This window comes from Janthinobacterium sp. GMG1, from assembly GCF_034427795.1.
Taxonomy (GTDB): domain Bacteria; phylum Pseudomonadota; class Gammaproteobacteria; order Burkholderiales; family Burkholderiaceae_D; genus Janthinobacterium.
Window position 1 is genome coordinate 41,618 of sequence record NZ_JAXQNT010000010.1, and the last position, 24,352, is coordinate 65,969.

Annotated in this window: 20 protein-coding genes; 9 read left to right on the forward strand and 11 right to left on the reverse strand. The window is 60.5% G+C overall.

All coding sequences use genetic code 11. The features are described from left to right. The first annotated feature begins 31 nt into the window (after window positions 1-31). The 4 genes from SJI03_RS22790 to SJI03_RS22805 all read left to right on the forward strand — a co-directional run bounded on the left by SJI03_RS22790 (window position 32) and on the right by SJI03_RS22805 (window position 6,137). Window positions 32-319: a type II toxin-antitoxin system Phd/YefM family antitoxin gene (locus tag SJI03_RS22790; protein ID WP_322428698.1), complete on the forward strand. Its 288-nt coding sequence runs from the start codon at window positions 32-34 to the stop codon at window positions 317-319. Next, complete coding sequence (locus tag SJI03_RS22795) at window positions 306-653, forward strand: type II toxin-antitoxin system RelE/ParE family toxin (RefSeq protein WP_322428699.1); 348 nt, start codon at window positions 306-308, stop codon at window positions 651-653. The genes SJI03_RS22790 and SJI03_RS22795 overlap by 14 nt, the downstream gene beginning before the upstream one ends. A gap of 76 nt (window positions 654-729) precedes the next feature. Continuing rightward, complete coding sequence (locus SJI03_RS22800) at window positions 730-3,606, forward strand: pitrilysin family protein (protein ID WP_322428700.1); 2,877 nt, start codon at window positions 730-732, stop codon at window positions 3,604-3,606. Between the two features lie 185 nt (window positions 3,607-3,791). Further along, window positions 3,792-6,137, forward strand: a complete 2,346-nt coding sequence (locus SJI03_RS22805) for a M28 family metallopeptidase (protein ID WP_322428701.1) — start codon at window positions 3,792-3,794, stop codon at window positions 6,135-6,137. A gap of 15 nt (window positions 6,138-6,152) precedes the next feature. Here the strand turns inward: SJI03_RS22805 and SJI03_RS22810 are convergent, their stop codons facing one another. Further along, window positions 6,153-6,407, reverse strand: coding sequence for a hypothetical protein (locus SJI03_RS22810; RefSeq protein WP_322428702.1), 255 nt, complete (start codon window positions 6,405-6,407; stop codon window positions 6,153-6,155). Between the two features lie 24 nt (window positions 6,408-6,431). Beyond that, on the reverse strand, window positions 6,432-7,217 hold the full coding sequence (locus tag SJI03_RS22815) for a DNA/RNA non-specific endonuclease (RefSeq protein ID WP_099377244.1): 786 nt from the start codon (window positions 7,215-7,217) through the stop codon (window positions 6,432-6,434). A gap of 206 nt (window positions 7,218-7,423) precedes the next feature. On the opposite strand from SJI03_RS22815, the gene SJI03_RS22820 reads away from it, so the two are divergent. After that, a complete protein-coding gene (locus tag SJI03_RS22820) occupies window positions 7,424-7,951 on the forward strand; it encodes an SRPBCC family protein (RefSeq protein ID WP_322428703.1) in 528 nt (175 codons plus the stop codon). Window positions 7,952-8,044: 93 nt separating this feature from the next. Here SJI03_RS22820 and SJI03_RS22825 read toward each other — a convergent pair whose 3' ends face one another. From SJI03_RS22825 to SJI03_RS22850, 6 genes are all read right to left on the reverse strand, one after another. Continuing rightward, on the reverse strand, window positions 8,045-9,058 hold the full coding sequence (locus tag SJI03_RS22825) for a response regulator (RefSeq protein WP_099377246.1): 1,014 nt from the start codon (window positions 9,056-9,058) through the stop codon (window positions 8,045-8,047). Next, window positions 9,051-10,148, reverse strand: a complete 1,098-nt coding sequence (locus tag SJI03_RS22830) for a hybrid sensor histidine kinase/response regulator (RefSeq protein WP_099377247.1) — start codon at window positions 10,146-10,148, stop codon at window positions 9,051-9,053. Before SJI03_RS22830 ends, SJI03_RS22825 begins: the two co-directional genes overlap by 8 nt. Then, window positions 10,148-11,491, reverse strand: a complete 1,344-nt coding sequence (locus tag SJI03_RS22835; RefSeq protein WP_322428704.1) for a HAMP domain-containing sensor histidine kinase — start codon at window positions 11,489-11,491, stop codon at window positions 10,148-10,150. Before SJI03_RS22835 ends, SJI03_RS22830 begins: the two co-directional genes overlap by 1 nt. Continuing rightward, window positions 11,491-12,885, reverse strand: coding sequence for a class I SAM-dependent methyltransferase (locus SJI03_RS22840; protein WP_099377249.1), 1,395 nt, complete (start codon window positions 12,883-12,885; stop codon window positions 11,491-11,493). Before SJI03_RS22840 ends, SJI03_RS22835 begins: the two co-directional genes overlap by 1 nt. Before the next feature lie 264 nt (window positions 12,886-13,149). Further along, complete coding sequence (locus SJI03_RS22845) at window positions 13,150-14,175, reverse strand: AraC family transcriptional regulator (RefSeq protein WP_322428705.1); 1,026 nt, start codon at window positions 14,173-14,175, stop codon at window positions 13,150-13,152. Further along, window positions 14,175-15,077: a GGDEF domain-containing protein gene (locus SJI03_RS22850; protein ID WP_322428706.1), complete on the reverse strand. Its 903-nt coding sequence runs from the start codon at window positions 15,075-15,077 to the stop codon at window positions 14,175-14,177. The genes SJI03_RS22845 and SJI03_RS22850 overlap by 1 nt, the downstream gene beginning before the upstream one ends. A 305-nt stretch (window positions 15,078-15,382) precedes the next feature. On the opposite strand from SJI03_RS22850, the gene SJI03_RS22855 reads away from it, so the two are divergent. Together SJI03_RS22855 and SJI03_RS22860 are read left to right on the forward strand one after the other, a co-directional pair. Continuing rightward, window positions 15,383-17,920, forward strand: a complete 2,538-nt coding sequence (locus SJI03_RS22855; RefSeq protein WP_322428707.1) for a TonB-dependent receptor — start codon at window positions 15,383-15,385, stop codon at window positions 17,918-17,920. Between the two features lie 17 nt (window positions 17,921-17,937). Then, a complete protein-coding gene (locus tag SJI03_RS22860; protein ID WP_322428708.1) occupies window positions 17,938-19,797 on the forward strand; it encodes a phytase in 1,860 nt (619 codons plus the stop codon). 81 nt (window positions 19,798-19,878) lie between these two features. Here SJI03_RS22860 and SJI03_RS22865 read toward each other — a convergent pair whose 3' ends face one another. The 3 genes from SJI03_RS22865 to SJI03_RS22875 all read right to left on the reverse strand — a co-directional run bounded on the left by SJI03_RS22865 (window position 19,879) and on the right by SJI03_RS22875 (window position 22,323). Beyond that, complete coding sequence (locus SJI03_RS22865) at window positions 19,879-20,292, reverse strand: hypothetical protein (protein WP_322428709.1); 414 nt, start codon at window positions 20,290-20,292, stop codon at window positions 19,879-19,881. 914 nt (window positions 20,293-21,206) lie between these two features. Next, window positions 21,207-21,854, reverse strand: a complete 648-nt coding sequence (locus tag SJI03_RS22870; protein WP_322428710.1) for a hypothetical protein — start codon at window positions 21,852-21,854, stop codon at window positions 21,207-21,209. Next, the gene (locus SJI03_RS22875; RefSeq protein WP_322428711.1) at window positions 21,817-22,323 is read right to left on the reverse strand and encodes an SLATT domain-containing protein; all 507 of its coding nucleotides are present in this window, start codon (window positions 22,321-22,323) and stop codon (window positions 21,817-21,819) included. Before SJI03_RS22875 ends, SJI03_RS22870 begins: the two co-directional genes overlap by 38 nt. 618 nt (window positions 22,324-22,941) lie before the next feature. Between SJI03_RS22875 and SJI03_RS22880 the strand changes: the two genes are divergently transcribed. Together SJI03_RS22880 and SJI03_RS22885 are read left to right on the forward strand one after the other, a co-directional pair. After that, entirely contained in the window at window positions 22,942-23,820 is an 879-nt protein-coding gene (locus SJI03_RS22880; RefSeq protein WP_199534278.1) for an EamA family transporter, read from the forward strand. A 114-nt stretch (window positions 23,821-23,934) separates the two neighbouring features. Further along, window positions 23,935-24,351: a cytochrome c family protein gene (locus tag SJI03_RS22885; protein ID WP_322428712.1), complete on the forward strand. Its 417-nt coding sequence runs from the start codon at window positions 23,935-23,937 to the stop codon at window positions 24,349-24,351. Window position 24,352 lies beyond the last annotated feature (1 nt).

A 24,352-nucleotide genomic window follows, 5' to 3' on the forward strand; every position in this document is an offset into this window, starting at 1 on the left:
CGTCTCGCAGTTTATCTCATTCGGAGCCGCCATGAACTTCAAGGAGCGCATCAAACCGATCTCCTATCTCAAGGCCAATACGACGGAAATCGTCAACAGCTTTGACGCTGGCCAGGATGAGCCCATCATCATCACGCAAAATGGCGAGGCGAAGATGGTCGTGCTGTCCATGCACGCCTACCAGGAAGGCAAGCGGCAAGCGCGGCAGATGCAGGAACAGCATGCGTTCATGAAGCTGATCGCCATGGGCAACCAGGAAATCGCGCGCGGCGTCGTGGTGTCCGAAGAAGACTTCCTGTCCAGCCTTGACCAGGCTTGAGATGGCGCGCATCGTCGTGCTGAACAGCGCGCAAGCCGATTTCAATGAACTGCGCAGCGACTTCAAGGCGCGCCACACGGCCGCCGCCCAGGCGCAGTTCACCGCCGCGTTCCGGCAATTATTCGCTGATCTGAAAGCCTTTCCCGACAGCGAGACGCCCGTCGAGGCTGCCCGCGAAGTCGGCATGGATGTGCGGCAACGCCTGTGCGAGGATATCCGCGTGATCTACCATCACGACCGCGCACACGGCATCGTGTACATCCGCATGTTCCTGCCGGTCCGGCGCGATTTTCTCAGCCATCTCACGACGCGCATCCTGCGGCCCGACTTTTAGCCCCTATGCAGGGCGGCGTGAATATTCTATGCTGCGGCGTTGCACTTTCCACATTCCAAGAAAAGAAGGAGCCCCCGTGTCAAGAATCATGCCCGTTTTATTACCCGCTTTCGCCCTGGCCCTGTCGGCCATGGCCGCGTCGAACCTGGGCGCCGCGCCCGTCAAGCCGGCCGCCGCCCACAGCGCTGCCGCCAGCAAGGCCGATCTGCTGCCGTTCAAGGCAACGGAAAAGACCCTGGCCAATGGATTAAAAATCATCATCGTGCCGACCGGCTTCCCCAACCTGGTCTCGCTGCAGATTCCCGTGCAGACGGGTTCGCGCAATGAAGTCGAGCCGGGCAAGTCCGGCTTTGCCCACTTCTTCGAGCACATGATGTTCCGCGGCACCAAGGCGTATCCGCCCGAGAAATACCAGGAAGTCATCACCCGCGCCGGCGCGCGCCAGAACGCGTATACCAGCGACGACCTGACCAATTACCACACGACGTTTGCCAAGCAAGACCTGGAAACCGTGCTGAAAGTGGAAGCGGACCGATTCCAGCACCTCGACTATGCGGAAGACGCGTTCAAGACGGAATCGCGGGCCGTGCTGGGCGAATACAACAAGAACAGCGCCAATCCCGTCTCGAAACTGTTCGAAGTGATGCGCGACAGCGCCTACACGACGCATACCTACAAGCACACGACGATGGGTTTCATTCAGGACATCGAAGACATGCCGAACCAGTACGCGTACTCGAAGCTCTTCTTCGACCGCTGGTACCGTCCCGAGCGCACCACCATCATCATCGCCGGCGACGTGGAGCCGCAGCAAGCCATCGCGCTGGTAGAAAAATACTGGAGCAGCTGGCAGCGCGGCAAGCAGCAGGCAGCCGTGCCCGTGGAACCCGCGCCGCGCGGCCCCGTCTACAAGCATGTGGCCTGGCCCACGCCGACCCTGCCGTGGGTGGCCGTCGGCTTCCATGCGCCCGCGTTTTCCGTGAAGGACAAGGACCAGGCCGCGCTGGCAACCTTGCTGTCGCTGTCGTTCGGCCGCACCTCGCCGCTGTATAAACGCCTGGTGCAGAATGAGCAAAAGGTCGACCAGCTGTTCGACATGACGCCGGACCGGGTCGACCCGACCCTGGCCGTGCTGGGCGCGCGCGTAAAAAACATCGACGATGCCGTCTACGTGCGCGACGCCATCCTGGCCACCGTGGCGCGGCTGCGCGACACGCCAGTGAGCGAAAAAGACCTGGCGGACGCCAAGTCGGCCGAAAAATATGGTTTGATACGCTCGCTCGACAACACGGAGCAGATCGCCGGCACCCTGGCGTCCTTCGTGCATTTCGACCGCTCGTACGCCACCATCAACCAGTACTACCGCCTGATCGATACGCTCACGCCGGCCGACCTGCAGGCAGCCGCGCGCAAATACCTGACGGACGAGGGCCTGGTGGTGACGACCCTGTCGCACCAGCCGATGGCGGCCGCCATCGCCACCACGCCAAGACTGGCCAGCCTGCTGCCGGCCGCCTCGAACGCGAAGTTTGATGTGCTGGTGCAAAAATCCGCGCTGCCGCAGATCCGCTACAAGCTGCTGTTTACGGCCGGTTCCGCGCAAGATCCACAAGGCAAGGAAGGCCTGGCCGCGCTGACGGCCGCCATGGTGGCGTCCGGTGGTTCGTCCGAGCGCAAGATCGACGAAGTCAACCAGGCCCTGTTCCCGCTGGCCGGCAGTTTCAGCCAGCAGACGGACAAGGAAATGACGACGTTTACGGGCTCCATCCACCGGGATAACTGGACGCAGTTCAACGCCATCGCCCTGCCGCTGCTGCTCTCGCCCGGTTTTCGCGAAGACGACTTCCGCCGCCTGAAGGATGCGCAAAAGAATGCGCTGCTGCTGGACCTGAAGGACAATAACGAAGAAGAATTCGCCAAGGAACGCCTGCAAACGAATGTGTATGCGGGCACGCCGTACGGCCACCCGGTGCTGGGCACGCTTGCCGGCATCGACGCCATCACCCTGGACGACGTGAAACAATTCTGGAAGAGCGCGTATGCGCAAGGCGCCGTCAAGGTGGGCATTTCCGGCGATGTGACGGACGCCATGACGGCGTCGCTGACGCAGTCGCTGGCAAGCTTGCCGGCCGGCCCCGGCTTGCCGGCCACCGTGAAACCTGCGGGCCGTAAGGCACAGGGCCTGGAAGTGGAAATCATCGAGAAAAACACGCGTGCCACGGCCATCTCGTTCGGCCTGCCGCTCGACGTGACACGCACGCACCCGGACTTCCCCGCCCTGTGGCTGGCGAAGACGTGGCTGGGCGAGCACCGCGCCTCGAATTCCTACCTGTACCAGCGCATCCGCGAACTCCGCGGCATGAACTATGGCGATTACGCATACATCGAAGCCTTCCCGCGCGGCATGTACCAGTTCTTCCCGAACCCGAACCTGGGCCGCAAGGCGCAGCTGTTCGAAATCTGGATACGCCCCGTGGCGCCCGACAACGCCCACTTCGCGCTGCGTGTGGCCCTGACGGAATTGGGCAAGCTTATCGACAACGGCTTGACGCAGGACGACTTCGCCACCACGCGCGACTATCTGATGAAGAACGTCTTCGTCATGACGTCGACGCAAGACCAGCAACTCGGTTATGCGCTCGATTCGCAATGGTATGGCACGCCGGAATTTACCAAGCTGATGCGTGACGGCTTGTCGAAGCTGACGGTACAAGACGTCAACCGCGCCATCAAACAGCACCTGTCGGCGCAGAACCTGTCCGTAGTGATCGTCGCCAAGGATGCGGCCGGGTTGAAGGAAAAGCTCGTCAGCGACGCGTTTTCTCCCATCAAGTACGACGGCAACAAGCCGCAGGCCCTGCTTGATGAAGACAAGGTCATCGGCGCGATGAAGCTGAACATCCAGCCGTCAGCCGTCACCGTGACGCCGGCGGCGCAAGCCTTCGCCAAGTAAGTTTGTGCCAGATCAACCTCGTCCGACGCAGCTTGCCGGATGGGGTTGATCTGTTCTTTGGCCCGGCCAAACCCGCCTTCAGTCCGCCAATCCAGGCCTTGGTCGGAAAGTAGCATCTTGGCAATCTGGTTATCCGCATACTGTTTTTCGACTCTTCCCGAGCGAAAACCACGACAAGGATAGCCATGCACCTGTTCCCTCCCCACCTTTACGCCACCTGCGTCCTCGCTGTTGCCGCCCTGCCGGGCACCCTGTACGCGCAAACGCCGGCCCTCGCCGGACAGTGGCAATTCCAGACTGCGACGGGCACGACCACGACAAATGGCGTCGAGGCCGACCTGATCGACACGGGCATACTCGACATTACCGAAGAGCAAGACGGCCTGCGCGCGACGATCGCGTGGCTCGACGAACGTGGCCAGCTCACGCCGCCGCGCACGGTGCATGGCACCGCCGGCCCCGCCGGTACCGCCGGCACCATCTTCCGGCACAGCGGCAAGCGCGTCAGCACCGGGCGCAACGGCAAGGAGGTCAGCACCGACGTGACGATACGCTGGACCTTGCACGCCAAGGGCGACGTGCTGAGCGGCGAACGCCTGGTCGAAACCGATGAGAACGAACCCAAGCCCGTGAGCGGCAGGCGGCTCCAGCAGCGCTATGTGCCGCCGGTACTGCCACCCGCAGCAGCACCGTCAGGCGCCGCCGCGCGCGGCCCTTCCACGCCGGCCGAGCGCGCGCGCGTGGTGCAGATGGCAACAGAGGCGCAGCGCAATCCCCTGGCAGTGCAACAGCGCGACGGCGCCTGGCTAACAGAATGGATCGAGGCAATTCCCGACTTCACGCTACCGGCCAGTGCGCTGGAAAGCTGGCTCTCCATCGCCAGCCAGGCGACCATCCGCGAGGCGATGGTGTTTCAATACCTGGCCAGCGTGATGGCTTTCCAGATCGAACACCCGGACCAGGCCGGGCAGCAGAGCGCCAGCGACCTGGCGGGAATGCAGGGCGTGCTGCGCGCCTATGAAACCCTGCTGCGCCAGGATAAGCTGCACCGTTCCGCCAAGCTGGACGCGGCGCAGGCGGCGCGCCGGCACGACAGGCTGCCCGCCTTCCTGGCCACGCTGTCCGGCAGGAATGCCGTCATCCAGCCTGCATCATCGCCATCCGGCGACGCCACGGCGCGCCGGATTGTGGCGCTGGGCACCAGCGAGCCGCGCGCGATGGACTGGCTCGACATCCTCAGCAACCGCTTCGGCGGCCGCATGGCCGGCAGCGACGCCTACACGCATGCGGCGCAATGGGCGCGCATGCAACTGCAGCAATGGGGCGTGCACGCCGTGCTGGAAGAGGCAGGCAGGATGCCCGTCGGCTTCAACCGCGGTCCCGGGTCAGGCAAGATGCTGGCGCCCCAGGAACAGCCCCTGCGCCTGGCGACGCCCGCCTACTCGGCCGGCACGCGTGGCGTGCAGCAGGGACTGGCAATCGTGGGGCCGGCCACCGTGGAAGAGGCACAGCAGCGCGCCGCGCAATTCAAGGGAAAATGGGTGCTGATCGGCGGCGAAAACGGGGGTGGCGGGCGCGATGGCAGCGCCATTCACCAGCCCAGGGCCATCACCCGCGTGCTGATGGCCGCCGGCGCCCTCGGCACCCTTCAGTCCGGCGAAGAACCGCTGTATGCCGCCAGCGCCGCGCCCGCCACCTGGGCAACCCTGCCGACCTTGCCCGACATCAAGCTGGCCGCGCCACAGTACACGGACATGCGCCAGCGCCTGGCGCGCGGCGAAGCCGTCACCCTGGAGTTTGACATCCGCAACTGGTTCTATCCTGGCCCGGTGACGTATCACAACGTCGTGGCCCGTATTCCCGGCACGGACAAGCCTGAGGAAATCGTGCTGATCGGCGCCCACCTCGACAGCTATGACGGCGGCACGGGCGCGGCCGACAATGGCGGCGGCGTGTCCACCATGCTCGAAGCGATGCGCCTGCTGGCGCTATCGGAAGCGAAGCCGCGCCGCACCATCATGTTTGTCGCCTTCGGCGCGGAGGAAATCGGCCGCAAGGGATCGTTCGCGTTCGCCGAGCGGCATGCGGGTGAATTGAAGAATATCGTCATGATGCTCAACCGCGACGGCCGGCCTGGCGCCATCGACGGCATCGCGATTCCCACAGCTTGGCAACCCGTGTTTGGCCGGGTCGAACGGGCGCTGCAAGACGTCCACCCCGTGTTCGGCTTCGCCGCCAGCATCAATGACGTGCCGCGCGATGCCAGCAAGGCGATGCATGCGCGGGCAGGCAGCGATGACGCCGTCTTCAGCCTGCATGGCGTGCCGACGCCGAAATTTACCGTGCTCGGCGATTTCGACTATGCGCGCGTGCATCACACGCTGCTCGACACGTATGACAACGTGCTGCCCTTCAGCGCGGCGCAGCAATACTCAGCCATCGCCATCGCCTTGAGCGCGTACGAAGTCGCGAACGCGCCGGAAGCGATCAGCAGGAAAGGCTATTATCGCGCCGCAAAAGCGGCACAGTAGGCTTCCCCGCCAGCGTCACTCGAAGGGATTGGCCACCGACGTCACTTCGGGCGGCGGCAGCTGGTCGGGCAGCTCCTGCTTCTCCAGCTGGGCGACCACGTCGGCCAGCAGTTTTTGCAGCTGTTTCGCCAGGGCCAGGCCCGGCTTGTCCAGGGTCAGGTCGATGTCGCCGCTGAGGCTAATGCGGTCGATGCGGTTTTCGATGCTCAGGTTGCCAATCTCCAGCACATCGCTTTCATTGGCATACGGGATGAATTTCTTTGCGCACATGGGATTTCCTTTTCGACGGTCTTGTTATTTCCTGGACTTGCTATTGATCTTGGGCAAACTCAGCATGCGCAGTTTTTGCTGGCGCGTCAGCGACGGTAACAGATCGATGCCTATCCTGTCTTCCAGTTGCGCAATGCTCAGCACTTCATACGTCTTGGTGTCGACGTTTGCTATGAAGTAGGCGGCGCCGGCGCGCTGGCGCGGGCTGTACACGGCCTTGTACAGGTGGCTGGGCACAATCACTCTTCCCACCTTGCGCAGGTTGCCGCCAATAAAAGCCGGTCCCGTGATCACGTACAGGTCGCCCTCTTTCTTTGCCATCTTGCGCACGGCGCCTTCGATGCCAGCCCACACATAGCGGTTGTTGCGCGCATCCTGCGGCACCATGTTGGCCAGGGTAAAGCTGTCACGCTGGCTCTGGCGGTCCGGCATGTCGCCGTTGGGCGCCATATGGCCACGGTCGAAGCCGCTGCGCGCATAGTCGGCCAGTTCCGCGCGCTGGGCGGCGGGCAGCTTGCGTTCGGCATGGAAGGAATTTTCGCGCGACAAATCCTGCGCCGCTTCGAGGTTGTTCGCCGTCAAGTGCTCAGCCGACCACAGCGGCGTGCGCGTGATACCCGAGTGCATCACGCCAAACACGTTGTAGCACAGCTCTTTCGTCGCCACATCCAGCTTGGGGTTGGTGATTTCCGGCTTGCGGCCATCGACGTAATGAGCGGGACAGGCATCGGCATGCGCCAGGTTCGCGGCAAAGGCGGAAGCCAGCAAGCCACACGCCAGGGTCAGCCTGGCGATCGATCGTTGAATCATATTTACCTAATTGAAATCTTTGCAGGCCAGCATTCTAGCGGACACGGGCGCCCTTCCACAATCCTGCCGTGCGCCCCTGTGCCAGGCCGCATGCGGCCCTGCCACGCGCTGGCGCAAATAAAGGCCAACAGGCCGCGCACAGCCATTCATATCTGCTAAGATTGCCTTGATTCGTTCGCATCGACCATTCAAGATTTGGAGAGCATATGATCAAAAAAACCCTGCTGCTGATCGTTGTCGTCGTCGCCGCCATCCTCGGCTATGCCACCACCAAGCCCGACACCTTCAGTGTCCAGCGCGAAATCACCATCAAGGCACCGCCCGAGAAAATCGCCGCCCTGATCACGGACTTCCACTACTGGGCCGCCTGGTCTCCGTGGGAAAAGCTCGATCCGGCCATGCGCCGCACGTTTACGGGTCCGGCCAACGGCCTGGGCGCGCAGTATGCCTGGACGGGCAATGACAAGGTCGGCGCCGGCCGCATGGAAATCACGGAAGCAGCCCAGCCTGAGCGCACCGTCATCAAGCTGGACTTCCTGAAACCGTTCGAAAGCCATAACACCACTACGTTTACCATGACACAAGAGGGCGACAGCACCAAGGTGAACTGGACCATGACAGGCCCCAGCCCTTACGTCAGCAAGGTCATGACGGTCTTCGTCAGCATGGACAGGATGATCGGCAAGGATTTCGAGAAGGGCCTGGCCAACCTGAAAGCGGCGGCGGAGCGCTAAGCCCGCGCTACGCAAGCCAAAACAGGGCCCGCGCGGCCCTGTTTTTCATGGTGCGCGCCCTTGCAGCGCGATCTGCGGCAAGGGAGCGCGCCGTCAGAACTGCTCGATCCAGGCCGCCAGGTGGTCCGGCGTGAGCGCTGGTTCAGCCTGCACTACCTTGCCCTGCAAACCCAGTTCCGTCTTGCTCAGCTGCAAGGACCAGCCGCGCCGTGCCAGCCACAGCAAGCTGGCCAGCCAGAAGGAGTGGATGGCCGAGACCGGCGTGGTGGTCGGCGTTTCCAGGAATTCCGTCAGCAGCCGTCCATCGAGGAACAGCGCCGTGCCGCCCTGGTTTTGCAGGGCCGCGCCAAACACGGGCAGCAGCATGTCGATCGCCTGCTCCACGCCCCGTCCCGGATGTTCGCGCTCGAGCGTGTCGAGCTGCTGGCGCACAGCGGCGGCAAAGGCCGTGCCGCGGAAGGCTTCCGAACTGACCAGGTCGGCATAATCCATCAACAGCCAGTCCGGCTCGGGCGGCGTGACGCCGGCCGTCAGGGCCGCCGACAGATACGCTTCCACGGGCAGCTGCTGTTCCGGACCGGCCAGGCTGGCGCACAGGGCGTACAGGGTGCCGATGCGGTTGGCGACGGCTTGCCGCTGGCGCACCATCAACTTCTCGCGCAGCAACTGGGCGTGCTCGTTGCGCAAGCGCGCCAGTTCCAGCGCCTGTTTCAATTCCATGCGCAGGGCCGCGATATCCCACGGCTTCTGGATGTAGCGGTGGATCTGCCCCTGGTTGACGGCTTCCACTGTGTGCTCGAGCTCGGAATACGCGGTGGTCAAAATGCGCACGATGTGCGGATGGCGATCCCAGCAATATGACAGCAACTCGTTGCCGTAGGCGCCAGGCATGCGCTGGTCCGACACCAGCACGGCGATGCGGTCGGCCTGCTCGTCGAGGATGCGCTTGCCCTCCTCGACCGAGGTGGCCGTCAGCACGTCGGCCAGCGGTGCGATGGCGCGCTGGAAGTATTTGAGGGCGTTGGCCTCGTCATCGACATAGAGTATCGTCGGCAAGCCTTGCGCCGACTCACGCTGAGCCGGTAAACGCAGATTGGCGTCAATCATGCTCGTTCCTTATATGTACTGGAAAATTCAGGGTTACCGTGGTGGAAGTGCCAAACTCGGTGGCGATGTCGAGGTTGCCGCCGAACGACTGCATCATGCGGTGGCAAAACACCATGCCCCAGCCCTTGCCTTCGCCGCCGCTGGCACTGACGGGGTCGATCAACAGCTGTTCGACGATCTCGGGGGCGATGCCGGCGCCATTGTCGCGCACCGTGATGCGGCCGGCGTCGATGCGGATGCCGATCGCCGGATGAGTCTGCTCGCCGGCCGAACGCAAGGCATTCGCCAGCACGGACGACAAGATCAGCGCGACGCAGTTGGGTGACTCGGCAATGGAGAAATCATCGCCCACGTCAACCGTGATGGCGGCGCGCTGGGCCGTACTCAAGGGATAGCTGTCGAGCAAGGCGGCCAGCAGCTGGCGCGCGCTGCCGGCGCGGCGTCCGCCCTGCATGCCGGGACCGGCGCTGGCCAGACGCACCGTATCGACAAAGCTGGCCAGCACGGACAGGCAATAGCGCGCATTGTCGTGCATCAAGGCCGCCGCTTCGCCGATCTCGGCCTGCGGTGCGGCATCCGCCTGCGCGCGCCGCGCGATGCCGCGCGCAAAATTGGCGATGGCCGCCAGCGGCGTGTTCAATTCATGCGCAAGAAAAGCCAGCGACTCTTCCATCGCCACCAGGCCCTGACGGCGCGCGGCGCGCTCGCGCCCCGTCTGCACGGCCAGCTGCAGCGCCGTTTGCATGGCGGCCAGGTCGAGCGGTTTTTCCAGCAGGCGGAACAAGGTGCCGCCATTGATCAGCTCCAGCAGCACGTCCTTGTCCGCATACGCGGTGACGAGCATGCAGACGATGTGCGGATAGCGCTGCGCCACTTCCTGCAGCAGCTCGCTGCCCAGGCGGTCCGGCATGCGGTAATCGGTGACGAGCACGTCGACCTGGCCGGCCTCGTCTTCCAGCAAGGCCAGCGCCGCATCGACGCTCTGCGCCGTCAACACGCGGTAGCGGGGTCCGGCGGCGCGCTCGAAATACTTGCAGGCGAGCGCTTCGTCGTCCACGTACAGCACGCTGGCGCGGCTATCGTTGTCCATTAACGGCCCTCCCAGTCGGAGCGCTGCAAGTCGAAGTTCATGCTGGCCCACACCCCCAGCTCGCTTTCGGCGCTGAGGGTGCCGCCGTGGCGCTCGATCACGCCATAGCTGATGCTCAGGCCCAGGCCCAGGCCCTGCCCCACTTCGCGCGTGGTAAAGAACGGTTCGAACACGCGCGCCAGGTTTTCCGGCGCGATGCCGGGGCCGTTGTCGCGCACGCTGATGCGCAGGCGGTTCTCGTCCCAGTGGGCCGTGATGCGGATCTCGAACGGCGGCGCATTGCCCTTGCGCATGGACAGCACGGCATTGCCCAGCAAGTTGATCAGCACGCCCACGATGGCCGCCTCGTCACCGCGCACCAGGGTGTCGACCGGCAATTCATGGCTGATACTGACATTCTTCGTTTCATGCCCCACCAGGCGGATGGCCGCGTCGAGCGCGCTGCGGAACTGGAAGTGCCCCGTCTCCAGCTGGTTGCCGCTCTTGCGGTAGGCAAAGGTCTTCAAGTCGGAGACGATATGCTGCACGCGCAGCATGCCCTGCTTGGCGTCGGCCAGGCATTCACTGACCAGCGCGCTTTGCTTGGCGGCCGGGTCTTCGATGGCCACCTCGATGGCCATCATGCAGAAGTTCACGGGGTTATTGACTTCATGCAGCATGCCGGCGGCCAGGGTGCCGATGGCGGCCATTTTCTCCTGCTGCAGCATCTGCCCCTTGATATCGGCCAGACTTTTATTCGTTTCTTCCAGCTGCGTGTTCTTTTGCGCCACTTCCGCCTTCAGCTGGAACAGCATGAAGCGGGCGCGCTCATTAAAATAGGTAAATACGGCGCTGATGCTGGCCGACATGATGAGGAACAGACAGTTGACGACAAAGGTGCCGGCCAGGTCGAAGCCGCCCGCATGCCAGGCGCAGGCGGCCACGTACAGCAGGCAGGAAATGGCGCCGAAGACCATGTTCTGCCACAGGCCAAACGCCAGCACGATGCCCGACGAATAGATGGCCAGGGTCATGCCCACATAATAGATCGAGGTGGCGCCTTCCGTGACGGCGATCATCCAGGCGATCATGATTTGCGGCAGGATCAGCCAGACAAACGTCAGCCCCTGGATGCGGTCTTGCGCCCAGCGCGTGCGCATGGCCAGCACGACGCAAAAGATCAGCACGGACACAAGGATGCGCGCGCTGGTAAACGCCGACTGTTTATCGGGATACAGGGCCGAATCGAGGCCCATGCCCAGCAGGATCAGCACGATGCCCGTATAAGCCCCGCCACGGCTGAATTCCAGGCGGAAGTCGCGCAAAACGGCCGTGTAGCCGGCGTGCAGGCCTGGAGTATCCATCAAGGAATGCTCACTTCCGCGAACACATTCACGCCCGTCGCGTCGACATAGATCAGCGGGTCCGTTGCATGTTCGGGCAGCAAGGCCGACAGGCCCTCTTCATTGCGATAGATCAAATGCCATTCCAGCAAATGCTCCATGCCGAACTTGCCCGGATTGTCCGCGTGCACATTGGTGACGAGCAAACGTCCGCCCGGCCCCACGCGCGAAGCGAAATGCATCAGCAGGCGCGCGCACACCTTGTCGGACAGATAGTCGAACAGGCCGGCGCAATACACGGCGTCGAAACTGCCGGGCAAGCCCGTGATACCAGCGCCATGACGGCGCTTGAGCAAGTTGTGCACGGAGTCGTGCACATAATCGATCTCGACCACGCGCCCCGTGCGCTGCATGATGGTGGTCAAACGCGCGCGCGTCCAGTCCAGGGTTTCGCTGCTGAAGTCGACAAGTTCGAAGGCCAGCCACTGCGCGTCCGGGCACGTTTCCAGGAAACGCTGCACCTCGATGGCCGGGCCGCAGCCCACGTTGAGCACTTTATACACACGCCCGGCAGCGCGCGCCGCGGCCGCCTTTTGCGACAGGAATTCCGTCAGGATATCGATGCGGTTGCGGTGCGCCGTCGCCACGGCCGCCTGCAGGAAGGCCGCATTGACGATCTGAAAATAGGTGCTCGGCCCTTGCCGTGGATCGTCGAGCAGCTGGTTGACCATCTGGTAGTCGCCCGCATAGCCGAGCGGCTTGGTAAACGTGCGGAAGACGAACGGCGCGCGCAGGATCAAGGGGTGCAGCGCCGCCTGGGCGAAGGCGCGGTGGGCCGGCGCCCGCTCTTCCTCGACGAGCGAGGCTTCCACCTCGAGCTGGCGCAAGTAAAGCTGGGTTTGCTCCATCAGCGGCAGGGCCAGTTCATCGAAGATGTCCGGGCGCAATCGGCCATTTTCCTTGGGCAGCGAGTCGGACAGGTCGACCTGCTCGACCCAGCGCGACACTTCCGACAAAAAGGCGCGCATTTCGTTGACGACGATCTGGTAATCGCGGCGGATGCGGAAGCGCTCGCCCCAGCCGGCGACAAAGGCGCTGGACTCTTTCAATACGGCGCCCTTGACGACGACCACGTCGCTCAGCTCGCGCCACTCGTCGATCAGAGTCACGGAAACGATGGCGGTCAGGCCCGTGTTGACGCTGCTGATGACGACGGCCTTGCCCACGTAGGCGTTTTTCGCCCCCATGCGCACCGTCACGTCATTGAGCACCTCGCTGACCTGCACAATCGAATATGGATTGTAGATTTCCATGACCAGCGAATTGCGCTGCAAGTTGAAAATCGTGCCGCGCACCGCCTCACCCTGGGTGTTGCGGAAACTGACGACTGGATCGATCTGCGATTGTGAATACACGATTGAGCATTATCAAGTTGCCCGGTTTCCGGCGCACCACACTGGTGACGCCAGTTTCCAGGCTGGGTTAAGGCACGGCACACCGGTCGTCTGCCGCCGGCTCCGCCATCAAGATGGCGGTGTTGCGGCGTCGCGTGACGCCGTGCCGGAGCGCCTCAAAGCGCGTCTGTTCGCTCTCTGATCGAGTGTACTATGGATGTAGCAGAACGGGCAATTGTTCCCTCAGGAACGACTGTCCGTGGCGCTGGCGCGCAACGCCTTCGATCATCCAGCGACGAACAGTGCCAGCGCGTGACGCAATAGTTGCGGCGTTTGCCCCGTCCAGCGCTTGAACGAGCGGCGGAAGTTGGTGGCATCATGAAAGCCTAGGTAGGCGGCCACGGCATCGTTGTCGTAGCCATGCGCTTGGAACAGATAAATCGCCTTGTGCGCACGCACCTGGTCCAGCTCGGCCTGGAAATGCGTGCCATGGCGCGCCAGATGGCGCTTCAAGGTGGCGGGACTGACGCCGAACTCCTGCGCCGTGCGCTCCAGGGTCGGCGCGCAGCGGATATTCGCCAGCAGATAGTCGTACAGCGCGCCGAGCAGGCTGGCGGCGGACACGGGAGCCAATGCCGCCGCGCGCAAGGCCAGCGCGGCCGCCGTCGCATTGCCGCGCGGCCAGGGCTTGTCGAGCCAGCTGGAATCGATGAGCATGGCGTCGACCTGGCAATCGAAACGCAGCGCCTGGCCCAGGTGCACTTCATGCTGCTCCACGTGGCGGGGCCGCGCGCGGTTGAAGCAGAAGCGCCACGGCAAGGACTCTCCCGCCAGCCAGCGGCACATGGCCGCCAGCGCCGTCATGTGCATCTCCACCAGAAAAGGCAGCTGGCTCGGCGCGCCGAACGCATCGACCCAGTACAGCACATGCATGTCGCCCGCTTCGCGCAAACGCGGCTGTAACAGCGGACACAGCAAGGTATGGAAATCGCACAGGATGCTCAAGGCCTGGCGCAGATTCTGCGCCTGCAGCAAGGCGTGGCTGGCCGCGCCGTAATGGCCGGGCAGCATTTGCTGGCCCAGCATGAAGCTCGTGTCGGCACTGTCCAGGCCGCGCGCCACGTTTGCCAGCAATTGCAGGTATTGCGCGGCGCTGACCTGGCTTTCCGCGGACGGCAGCGCGCCGCCATCGAGGCCCGTGCCCTTGAGCAGCGGCGCCACAGCCAGTTCCCGGCTGCGCGCGTAATCGAGCACCAGCGCCGGCTGATGGTGGGCCGCGATGCTGGGGTCGCCTTGCTGGTTCAGCGGCATCAGGCAGGCGCGGCGGAACTGATCCCGGCACCGGAGCGCGGCGTTTCCACGGCCCGGCTCAGCTCGGCCAGCACCACTTCCGGCACGCCATCGGTGAGCGAGCACGCATGCCGCAGGCTCAGGCGGATTTCACGATTGTCGTTGGCGTGGTGGCGCATCTGCCCCACCATGGCGCACAGGTGGCGCGCCTTCACGGCCGCATCCTCGCGCGATACGCCCGGCATCAGCACGGCAAAGCGGTCGCCCGCATAGCGGCACAGCAAATCGTCATTGCGCAAGTTCAACAGCAGCATGTGACCCACGGCTTGCAGCACGCGGTCGCCTTCGCGGTGGCCGTATTCGCGGTTAATCAGGTGAAAGCTGTCGATGTCGAGCAAGACCAGCGCGCAATCGAGGCCGGGCCGGCGCTCCTGCTCCAGGCGTATCTGCGTGCGCAGATAGCTGGCGTCGGCCAATTGCGTGATGCGGTCGAAGGCGCGGTGGTCGCGGAACAGGCGTTCGCGCTTTTGCAGGTGTTCGTTCAGGCGGAACTGTTCCTGGCGCCAGTAATACATGCCGATCGTCAGCACCAGCATGCCAAACGGAATCAAGGCTTCCAGCCAGTTATCCCACACGGCGCTCTTATCGACGGCAAAGAATTCATCGAGGCAATCGGCCCAGGACCCCAGCATGATGGCGCACAGGCCGCCGGCGATCAGACTTGTCACCAGCCCGCGCGGCCGGCTGCTGAGTGTGAACAGGAACCAGGTACCGGCCATGACGGCCGTGCCGCCTTCGCAGACGATATCCATCCACTTCCAGATGGCAAACGGTTTGAGGTGCCCCAGTGTGGCGTACAGGAACAAGAACAGGGGCAACGCGAGCGCGGCGGCAATCAGGCTGTTACGGTGCAACGGCAGCATGTGGGAAACCTTTAAAAGTGGTGCTGTCGCCACGATAGCGCCCGCCCATGACGGCACGATGACATGCGCCGCGCCCGTGCGGCAGGTGCAAACGGCTCATCATTAGCAGTGCAGCTGCTGAAAATCTAGCAAGCCGCATCCCATGCGCCCTGCGCCGGCAGGTCATTTCAGCTCATGGCGGCAGCATTCCGGCCGCAAAGCGTTCGCATGCCGTTGTTTTCAGGGTGGCAAGCCCTTGCCTGTCACGCAACCGTCATATTTGCTGCCTAGAATCCGCCCGGTTCCTTCCCCTAACCGAGCCCTTCATGAAAACCATGCACACTTCGTTCCCCTCTCCGCTGCGCCTGACGGCCGTGGCCCTCGGCATCATGGCCGTCTTCAGCGGTCAAAGCCATGCGCAAGCGCAAGGTGAGGATGGTCAGCCGGCCGCCACCGTGATCGTCAGCGGCCAGCGCGCCAGTCTGCGCAACGCCATCGCCGCGCAAGAGAAAGCCGACAACATCATCAGCGTCATCAGCAGCGACGATATCGGCGGCTTGCCGGACAAAAACGCGGCCGAAGCGCTGGCCCGCTTGCCCGGCGTATCCGTGCAGCGCGACCAGGGCGAAGGCCGCTACATCACCGTGCGCGGCCTGGGACCGGACTTGAACGCCGTCACCATCAACGGCGCGCTGGTACCGTCGCCGGAAGCGGGCCGCCGCGCCGTGGCGCTCGACATCCTGCCTGCCGGCCTGATCCGCACACTGGAAGTCTCGAAAACCTTGCTGCCGGAAATGGACGCCAACTCGCTGGGCGCCACGGTCGAAGTCAAATCGCTGTCCGCCTTCGACTTGCCGGGCAAACTGCTGTCGGCCAACGTGGGCGCCAGCTATGACGAAAAGACGGGCAAAACCAGCCCCAGCGGCGGCGCTCTGTGGGCTCAGCGTTTCCTCGACGGCAAGCTGGGCGTCGCAGCCGGCCTGAGCGCGGAAAAGCGCTCGTTCGGTTCCGATGACGTGGAAACGGGCGGCGCCTGGAGCAAGGGAAAATTGTCGGGCCTGGAATTGCGCGACTACCTGCCCGTGCGCAAGCGCGGCGCCCTGGCCGTCAACCTCGACTATCGCCCCGAAGCGGGCAACAGCTGGTTCCTGCGCTCGTTCGTCAGCGAATTTTCCGACAATGAAGTGCGCGATCGCCTGACCATCAGCAATATCGCCGGCGGCAGCCTGGCCGAAGGCCAGACGGCCAGTGCGCGCGCCGAGCGCCGCATCCGCCAGCGCAAATACACGCAGCAAGTGCGCTCGCTCGTGCTGGGCACGCAGCAGAAATCGGGCGACTGGACCCTGGACGTCAAAGGCGGCCTGAGCCGTGCTACGGAAGACACGCCGGAATCCCTGAACGACGGCCGTTTCCGCGGCAACAGCAATTTCTCCGGCATCAGTTTCACGGATACGCAGGAGCCGAAATTGAGCGGCCCCGCCGCGCTGTACGACCCGGCCAATTACGCTCTGAACGCCATCACCCTGCAGAAGCGCTACTCGAAGGACAATGAACACCATGCACGCATCGACCTGGCGCGCAAGTTCGACATCGCTACCCTGAAATTCGGCGCCAAGGTCAGCCGCCGCGAAAAGACCAATGACACGGATCAATGGGCGTATAACAGCAGCAAGGCATCGAGCGGCAACTACTGGGGCGCCGGCTCCACGTCGATGAGCAACTTCGTGCAAGGCCACACTCTCGACTACGACCTGGGCAACATCGGCGTGGCCCTGGACCCCGCCCTGATCCGCGCCCGCGTAGCCGGCCTGGACCGCGCCAAGGCGCGCCTGGCCACCGAGTCCATCATCAACGATTACCGCATGCATGAAGACATCAACGCCATGTATGTGCAAAACAGCTACGACTTCGACGCCTGGCACATCCTCGGCGGCGTGCGCGCCGAGCGTACCAGCTTTGAAGCTGCCGGCTCGCAAGTGGACAGCGCCGGCGTCGCCACGCCCTTGACGCGCGAACGTTCGTACACCAACTGGCTGCCGAACCTGCAAACCCGTTATGACCTGGATCAAAAGACCAGCGTACGGGCCGCGTGGACACAGGCCGTGGTGCGCGCCAACTTCAGCCAGCTGGCACCGGGCATCAGCCTGGCCAGCAATACGGAAGCCGTGATCGGCAATCCGGACTTGAAACCGCTGAAGGCGAACAACCTGGACCTCGGCATCGAGCGCGTGCTGGGCAACGACGGCGTGATGTCGGCCTACGGCTTCTACAAGGACATCAAGAACTTTACCTATACGACAAATCTTGCCGGCACGGGATCATGGACGGGCTACACGACGGCCACCTCGTATGCGAACGGCGACGCGGCCAAAGTCAAAGGCATCGAACTGGCCTATATGCAGCCGCTGCGCATGCTGCCGGCGCCATTCAACAAATTTCTCATCGGCGTGAACGGCACCCTGAGCACGTCGAGCGCGCAAATCGGCCGCTTCGACAAAGCCAGCAACAAGCAGATGAACCGTGACATCCGCCTGCCGGGCCAGTCGAACCAGGTGATGAACTTGATGCTGGGCTATGAAACGGGACCGGTGAGCGCCCGCCTGGCCCTCAACTACAAGTCGCCGTATCTGCTGGAAATGGGCAACGACATCCTCGACCAAAGCCAGGACCATATCGTCGCCGGCCAGAAGCAACTTGATTTCTCGCTGTCGTACCAGATCAACAAGCAATTCCAGCTGATGTTCGAGGCGGCTAATCTGAACAACGAGAAATACTATGTTTACCAGGGCACGAAGCAATTCAACGTGCAGAACGAACAATACGGCCGCACTTTCAAAGTGAGCCTGAAAGCCAGCGCCTTCTGATGATGATTTTACCTACCATGAAAAAAAACGCACTCTGCAGCGCTTTGCTGGCTGCCTTTTGCCTCTCGGCCACGGCGCAAGCCGCGTCTGTCCAGGCTGCTCCTTCCTTCACACAGGAAGCGGAAGAACTGGCGCGCCTGCCCGGCGGCGGCTGGCTGACCTTGGACAAGCATGGCTTGCGCCTGTTCAATGCAAGCGGCCAGGAGCAGGACCGCATCGCCGTGCGCGCCAAGCAACTCGACACGCGCAGCGACGGCAATAAAGTACTGGCCGTCTTCCTGGAAGCGGACACGCAGCGCCCGCTGCCCGTGACGGTCGACGTGCAGGCCGGCAAGCTGGTCAAGCTGGCGCCGTTTCCCGTCCCCACCTTTTCCGTGGAAGCGTCGTGTTTGTACCGCGACGCCCAGCAACTCGACCATCTCTTCCTGATCGGCAAGGATGGCCAGGCAGAACAGTGGGTGATGCAGGGCGAGCAGCGTCAGCTGGTGCGCAAGCTGGCCTTGCCGCCGCACGCCAAGCATTGCCGGGTCGATGATGGCGCCCGGCGCCTCTTGGTGAGCGAGTCGAACATGGGCGTGTGGGCGTATGACGCCGATTCCGAAGGCATGGGCAAGCGCGAAGTGGTGGCCCTGCGCAAGCCGTATGGCCCGCTGGACGGCGGCGCCGGCGCGCTGGCCGTGCTGCCGGGCGGTGTGGCCGTACTCGATGGCAAGGCGGAAAAGCTGCACCTGGTCGCCCATCAGGGCAGTAAATGGACGGCACAGCCGGCCCAAACCGTGGCCTTGAACGTGCGCAAGGGTGACAGCCAGCTGGCGCTGGACAAGGAATCGCTACTGCTGCGCGGCAAGAACGGTTGGCAGGCGCGACCGTTGAAATGGGCTAGCCAAGCGGAAACACAGCCTGCGGTGGCCATCATCGCCCCACAGGCGCAGACGGAACCGATGGCGCGCCAGGGTGACGCGGCCGATGATCCGGCCATCTGGCTGTCCAGCAACCCCGCCAATGCACGCATCCTGGGCACCAACAAGAAGCAGGGGCTGCTCGTCTACGACCTGCAAGGCAAGCAGACGCAGCTGCTGGAAGTGGGCCGCCTGAACAACGTCGACGTGCGGCAGAACATCAGTTTGGGTGGCAGCAAGGTCGACCTGGCCGTGGCCACCCAGCGCGACGACAACAGCATGATGTTGTTCACCATCAATGCCGATGGCGTCGTGGCGGAAGCGGGCCGTTTTCCGACCGGCCTGAAAAGCATCTACGGCATGTGCTTGTACCAGCCGGCCAGCGGCGGCGTGCAAGCGTTCATCAACGACAAGGACGGCACCTTCCAGCAGTACAGCATCGGCCTGGAAGGCGACAAGTTCAGTGCAACTCTGTTGCGCAGCTTCAAGGTCGCCACGCAACCGGAAGGCTGCGTGGCTGACGACGCCAACGCCCGCCTGTTCCTGGGCGAGGAAACGCGCGGCATCTGGACCACCTCGGCCGACGCCGCCAAGCCGGACGCCCTTACCATGGTCTTGCCCGTGGGAGCGAACCTGACGGCGGACGTGGAAGGCATGGCCATCTACCGCAAGCCCGGCGCCAAGCCGGACAGCGGCTACCTGATCGTCTCCAGCCAGGGCGACAGCAGCTACGTGGTGCTAGACGCCCAAGCGCCGTACAAGGTGCGCGGCCGCTTCAAGGTGGGCTTCAACTTGTCCGCCGGCATCGACGGCACCTCGGAAACGGATGGCCTCGACGTCACCGCCGCCAACCTGGGCGGCGCGTATGCACAAGGCATGCTGGTGATCCAGGACGGCTACAAGCGCCTGCCCGATGGGCCGCAAAACTTCAAGTATGTGGCTTGGGGGGATGTAGCGAAGGCATTGAAGCTGGAGTAATCAGGCAAGAACGGGGTTGGGCCTGCCGGGGAATGCGCATCAGTAGCGCGCATTCCGCTCCCGAAGGAACCAGCCCCGGCACTATGCACGCGGCATATCAATATGAAATGGCAGTCGCTTGCCGCACAAGTCCACCATGCCAGACACGAGCAGGCGCCGTGCCGACAATTCGATAATATTGACGGCCGACACGTCGCCATATTCCATCATATAGATACCCGATTCCTCCGCCTCGGGATGCGTATCCAGCATCCCGATCGCAAGCGCTCCTCCCTGCCCTTCCGGTATGCGCAAGCCGTGCAGGAAAAACGCCGGCGGATACAGCGCCCACGACCATTCCGCATCCTCCGGCTCAGTCAAGCGCACAAACACATCATCATCGCCGTGGATATCAATATTGAGCTCCAGCATGCCGCTGCCATGAGCGTCCAGACTAATGCTTGATTTCGCTACATCCACTTCAAAATTGGTGTATCCAATACTGAAAATGCTCATCAATATCTTTCATGAGTTACAAGTAGGTATACCGCACAGCAGCAGCGCGATGAGCGGACAAGAATTCAACTCTGCCTCATCACTCAGCTGGCATCTAAAGATCAAACAAAAAATTACGGCTACCGAGCCGACGCATTTTCGCCGTCCTGTGTTTCATAATTGTGACTTCATTTTACGCTCCACAATGGCATAGAATTCAATATCGTCGCTCTAAGCAAAATCGCGATCACGAGTGAAAGCAATGCATAACATATGTATCAACTCGACCAATAAAGCCAACTATTTCACCATGGTTTTTCAAATCCACCGGATTCAAATAACTCAAACGCAAAAATAAGGCACTCTCACGCAAAGCAAGTAGCGCGCCTAACCAACTACATGACGTTCAACTATACAGACTGTAGCAGCCGCATCAAAGTCGGCTTTATATATTTAGCCGACATAGAAATTACTCTCATAAAAAAATAGACTAGGCCACCTCTCAATATCCTAAATTAGCTACTTTTTAAAATATTCTATTCAGCAGCTAAAAAATAGAATTCCAGATAGTTTTCCAAGTACGATGCGCAAAGGAAATATCCCAAAATCGTGCCAATACGGCCATAACGAGCCTTAGCACAATCATTACCTTTGATTTACTTATAATAAAATTTCGCTCACTAAGTGCAATTACCTGCGTTCTCCTATGCATTCTAACTGGGGATTCAAGCAATAAAAATGAACGTATCGGAAATAAGTCACCAATTGGCCGCACACTCCCAACCATTGCTTTAGGAGTTAGGCCGTACGGTTTTTCGATGATATAAGACCATCTTCGAAAACCCAAACCAGTTTTTTCTGCTATTATGGGTTGAAGATGAGTAGGAAAATAACTCAGGCTAGGCGCCTCAAATGCGCCAATAACATAAAAATCTCTAGCTAAATTGCATTGCATTTTCTATTCCATATTTTGGGTTGAATTTAATTATATTTTTAACATTATCCGGCCAAAAATTAGGAAAAAGGTTTTGACAATCTAGCGTATTTGGAACGTACAATTTTTCCACATCACCCGCATCAATTAAATATTTATTTGACAGTGAAAACTCGAAAATTAGGGAGTGAGGATTGAATTCGTTATTGATAATTAGATTTACAACACGACTCGAAAAGAAATTCCTCAAAACATCAATGGCGCCAAGACTAATTTTATGTTGATAAAGTTTCTCAACATCATTAGGAGTAAGATTTTCCTTTAATGAATTTAACAAACTCAAAAACTTATCCCCATCACATTTACAATCGGAAACCAAACTCAACGGATCATCGAGATTCTCAAACAACCCAAATGCAATACCGCCAGTATCAACTGGACTGCCGAAAACAATGGCATCCTTGTTTTTCTCAATAAAATTTTTTCGGAATAAAGCAACAATTGAACCTCGAAGTGTAGGCGGATCAAGAATGGGATAGCCAATGTTAAAATATTCGACGGAACCACTGTCATTTGGTGCATCGTCTAACTGCGAAAGTCGTGTAACAAATTTATTCTTGTTGAGAGTTAGGATCTTTGAACAAATCATCGAGCGACGCCTTTGGTTTGTTTTTCATCATCATATTTGACCATTGTTCGTTCGAACGTGTTAGGGTAATTTCCATTTCTTGAAAGAGATGGTCAACAGTAGCAGTATTAAGCGGGCAAGCAATGGGATCATCTGCATGCTTGAGTCGTTGCAACTTCAAACGCGCAAGAATTCCCTGCAACTGGCTTGAAGTAAGTGTAAAGGCGTGAAGCCTATCATGAAACCTATATGATGTTTGAAATATTCCAAAAGAAGTTGCAAGTACACTAAGTCCTGCAGCGACAATATTAAGTTCAACATTACCAAATTTTATATTGGCAGCAATAATAAAAGTTGTCAAAGAAGCACAGGATACTTGAGCATTGAATAGAAAATTTTTCCATTTCCGCGTATCTCTCCTTCGTTGATTAAAGCGCTCAATTTGTCGAGCTAGTAGGCTTTCAAGTTCATCAAGTGATCTTAGTGTCATTATGCACCCTTAACAGCAGTATAATTAGTTAAATAGAAAATACTCCCAACCATAAAAATTTTGAAATTATTAAATTTACTCAAACAACGCCCCCAAAAAAAACATCAAATTTAACTCCCTGTGATTTCTCTATGTTCTAAAAATTAACCAATTTCATCATAATTTTACATAAAATCACCGAAAATACCAAGCAACCCCAGACCACAAAAATATTCGTCTCCATACGGATCCCAATCGTTCCTCCCAGACGTCATTTATCTAATTGGTAAAAATAGCGCGATCACATATATTTAATAAAATAACAACAATTAACAATCCTACCATCGGCAATTACGAAAGGTCACTCTCAGAGTTCGCCCTAGGCACGCACAAACACTACAACATTTCTTCAATTTCAAGTTATAGTCCGATTAATTTTGCATAACTATGCGAACATCTTTATCGAAACATGCCTCTCTAAAAATTAGTAGGTCATTTTACAGCGGTAATGCATTTGACAACAAGGCATTAGAAAAATGACGTCGAAAACCGTGTCCGCCAATCATACAAACAACCAAACCACCAAATTACGGATCTACCAACGACTGCACAGCCTGCGTTGTATTAAAATACCGTCCCATGACCTCCCCCGCCTCGACCTCTTCCCTCCCCGACAGCATCCTGCTCCCTTCCCTGGCCGTACTGGGAGGGCAGATTTCCGTCAATCTGGGGGCGGCGATTGCGAAGAATCTGTTTCCGGTCATTGGCGTGGAAGGGATTACGGCGTACCGGGTGGGGTTTTCGGCGCTGATCCTGCTGGCCATCTTCCGGCCGTGGCGCTATCGCCTGACGCGCAAGGATGTGCTGAACTTGCTCGTCTACGGTTCCGTGCTGGGGCTGATGAACTTGCTGATTTACCGGGCGTTTGCGCTGATACCGATCGGCATCGCGGTCGCCATCGAAGTGACGGGGCCGCTGGCCGTGGCCATGCTGTCGTCGCGGCGCCCCCGCGATTTGCTGGCCGTGGCGTGTGCCGTGTTCGGCTTGTATTTGCTGTTGCCCCTGCAAGGCAGCCCGGGCAGCCTGGACCCCGTCGGCGTGGCCTACGCGCTGGGGGCGGCGCTGTGCTGGGCGTTGTACATCATCTTTGGCAAGCGCGCCTCGACCTTGCAGGGCGGGCAAGCCGTGGCCTGGGGCATGACGGTGGCGGCCATGGTGACGGTGCCCATCGGTGTCGCGTATTCGGGCACGGCCTTGCTGGCGCCATCGATTGCCTTGATGGGCCTGGCCATTGCCATGCTATCCAGCGCCCTGCCGTATTCGCTGGAAATCTTTGCCCTGCGCCGCTTGCCCCAAGGCGTGTTCGGCATGTTCAGCAGCGCGGCGCCGGCCGTCAGCGCGCTGGCAGCCATGGCCGTGCTGGGAGAATTGCTGAGCCTGACCCAGTGGCTGGCCATCGCCTGCATCGTGTTTGCGTCGGCCATGGCGGCACTGGGTGCCCAAGGTGGCAAGCGCTAGCGGTGTCAGTCATCCTGCACGGCTTCCTGGCATGGCTGCCCAGCTGACAGGCAGGTTTTGATGCCCGCCTGTAAAATGCGTTATTGTGCCATATCGTGCACTTCCGCCTCACCGATGACATCCACCTTTCTTTTTCGCTGGTTCTCTCCTCTCGCCGCCGCAGCCCTGCTGCTGGCGCCAGTCACCGTTGCGCAGGCTGCAGCTCCGGCCGCTGCGGTCGCCCTCACTGGCAATGCCGAAGCAGGCAAGGCCGCGTTTCGCAAGTGCGCCTCCTGCCACCAGGTGGGGCCATCGGCGCGCGGCGGCTTCGGCCCCAAGCTGACGGGGGTGATCGGCCGCAAAGCCGGTGCCACCACCGACTATAAATACTCGGCGGCCATGAAAAACGCGAATATCGTCTGGACCGAACAGAACCTGGCCGGCTTCCTGAAAGCCCCGAGCGATTTCATTCCCGGCAATAACATGCGTTTCTGGGGCATCGGCAACGCCCAGCAAGTGGCCGACCTGCTGGCCTATCTGCGCACGCAGTAAG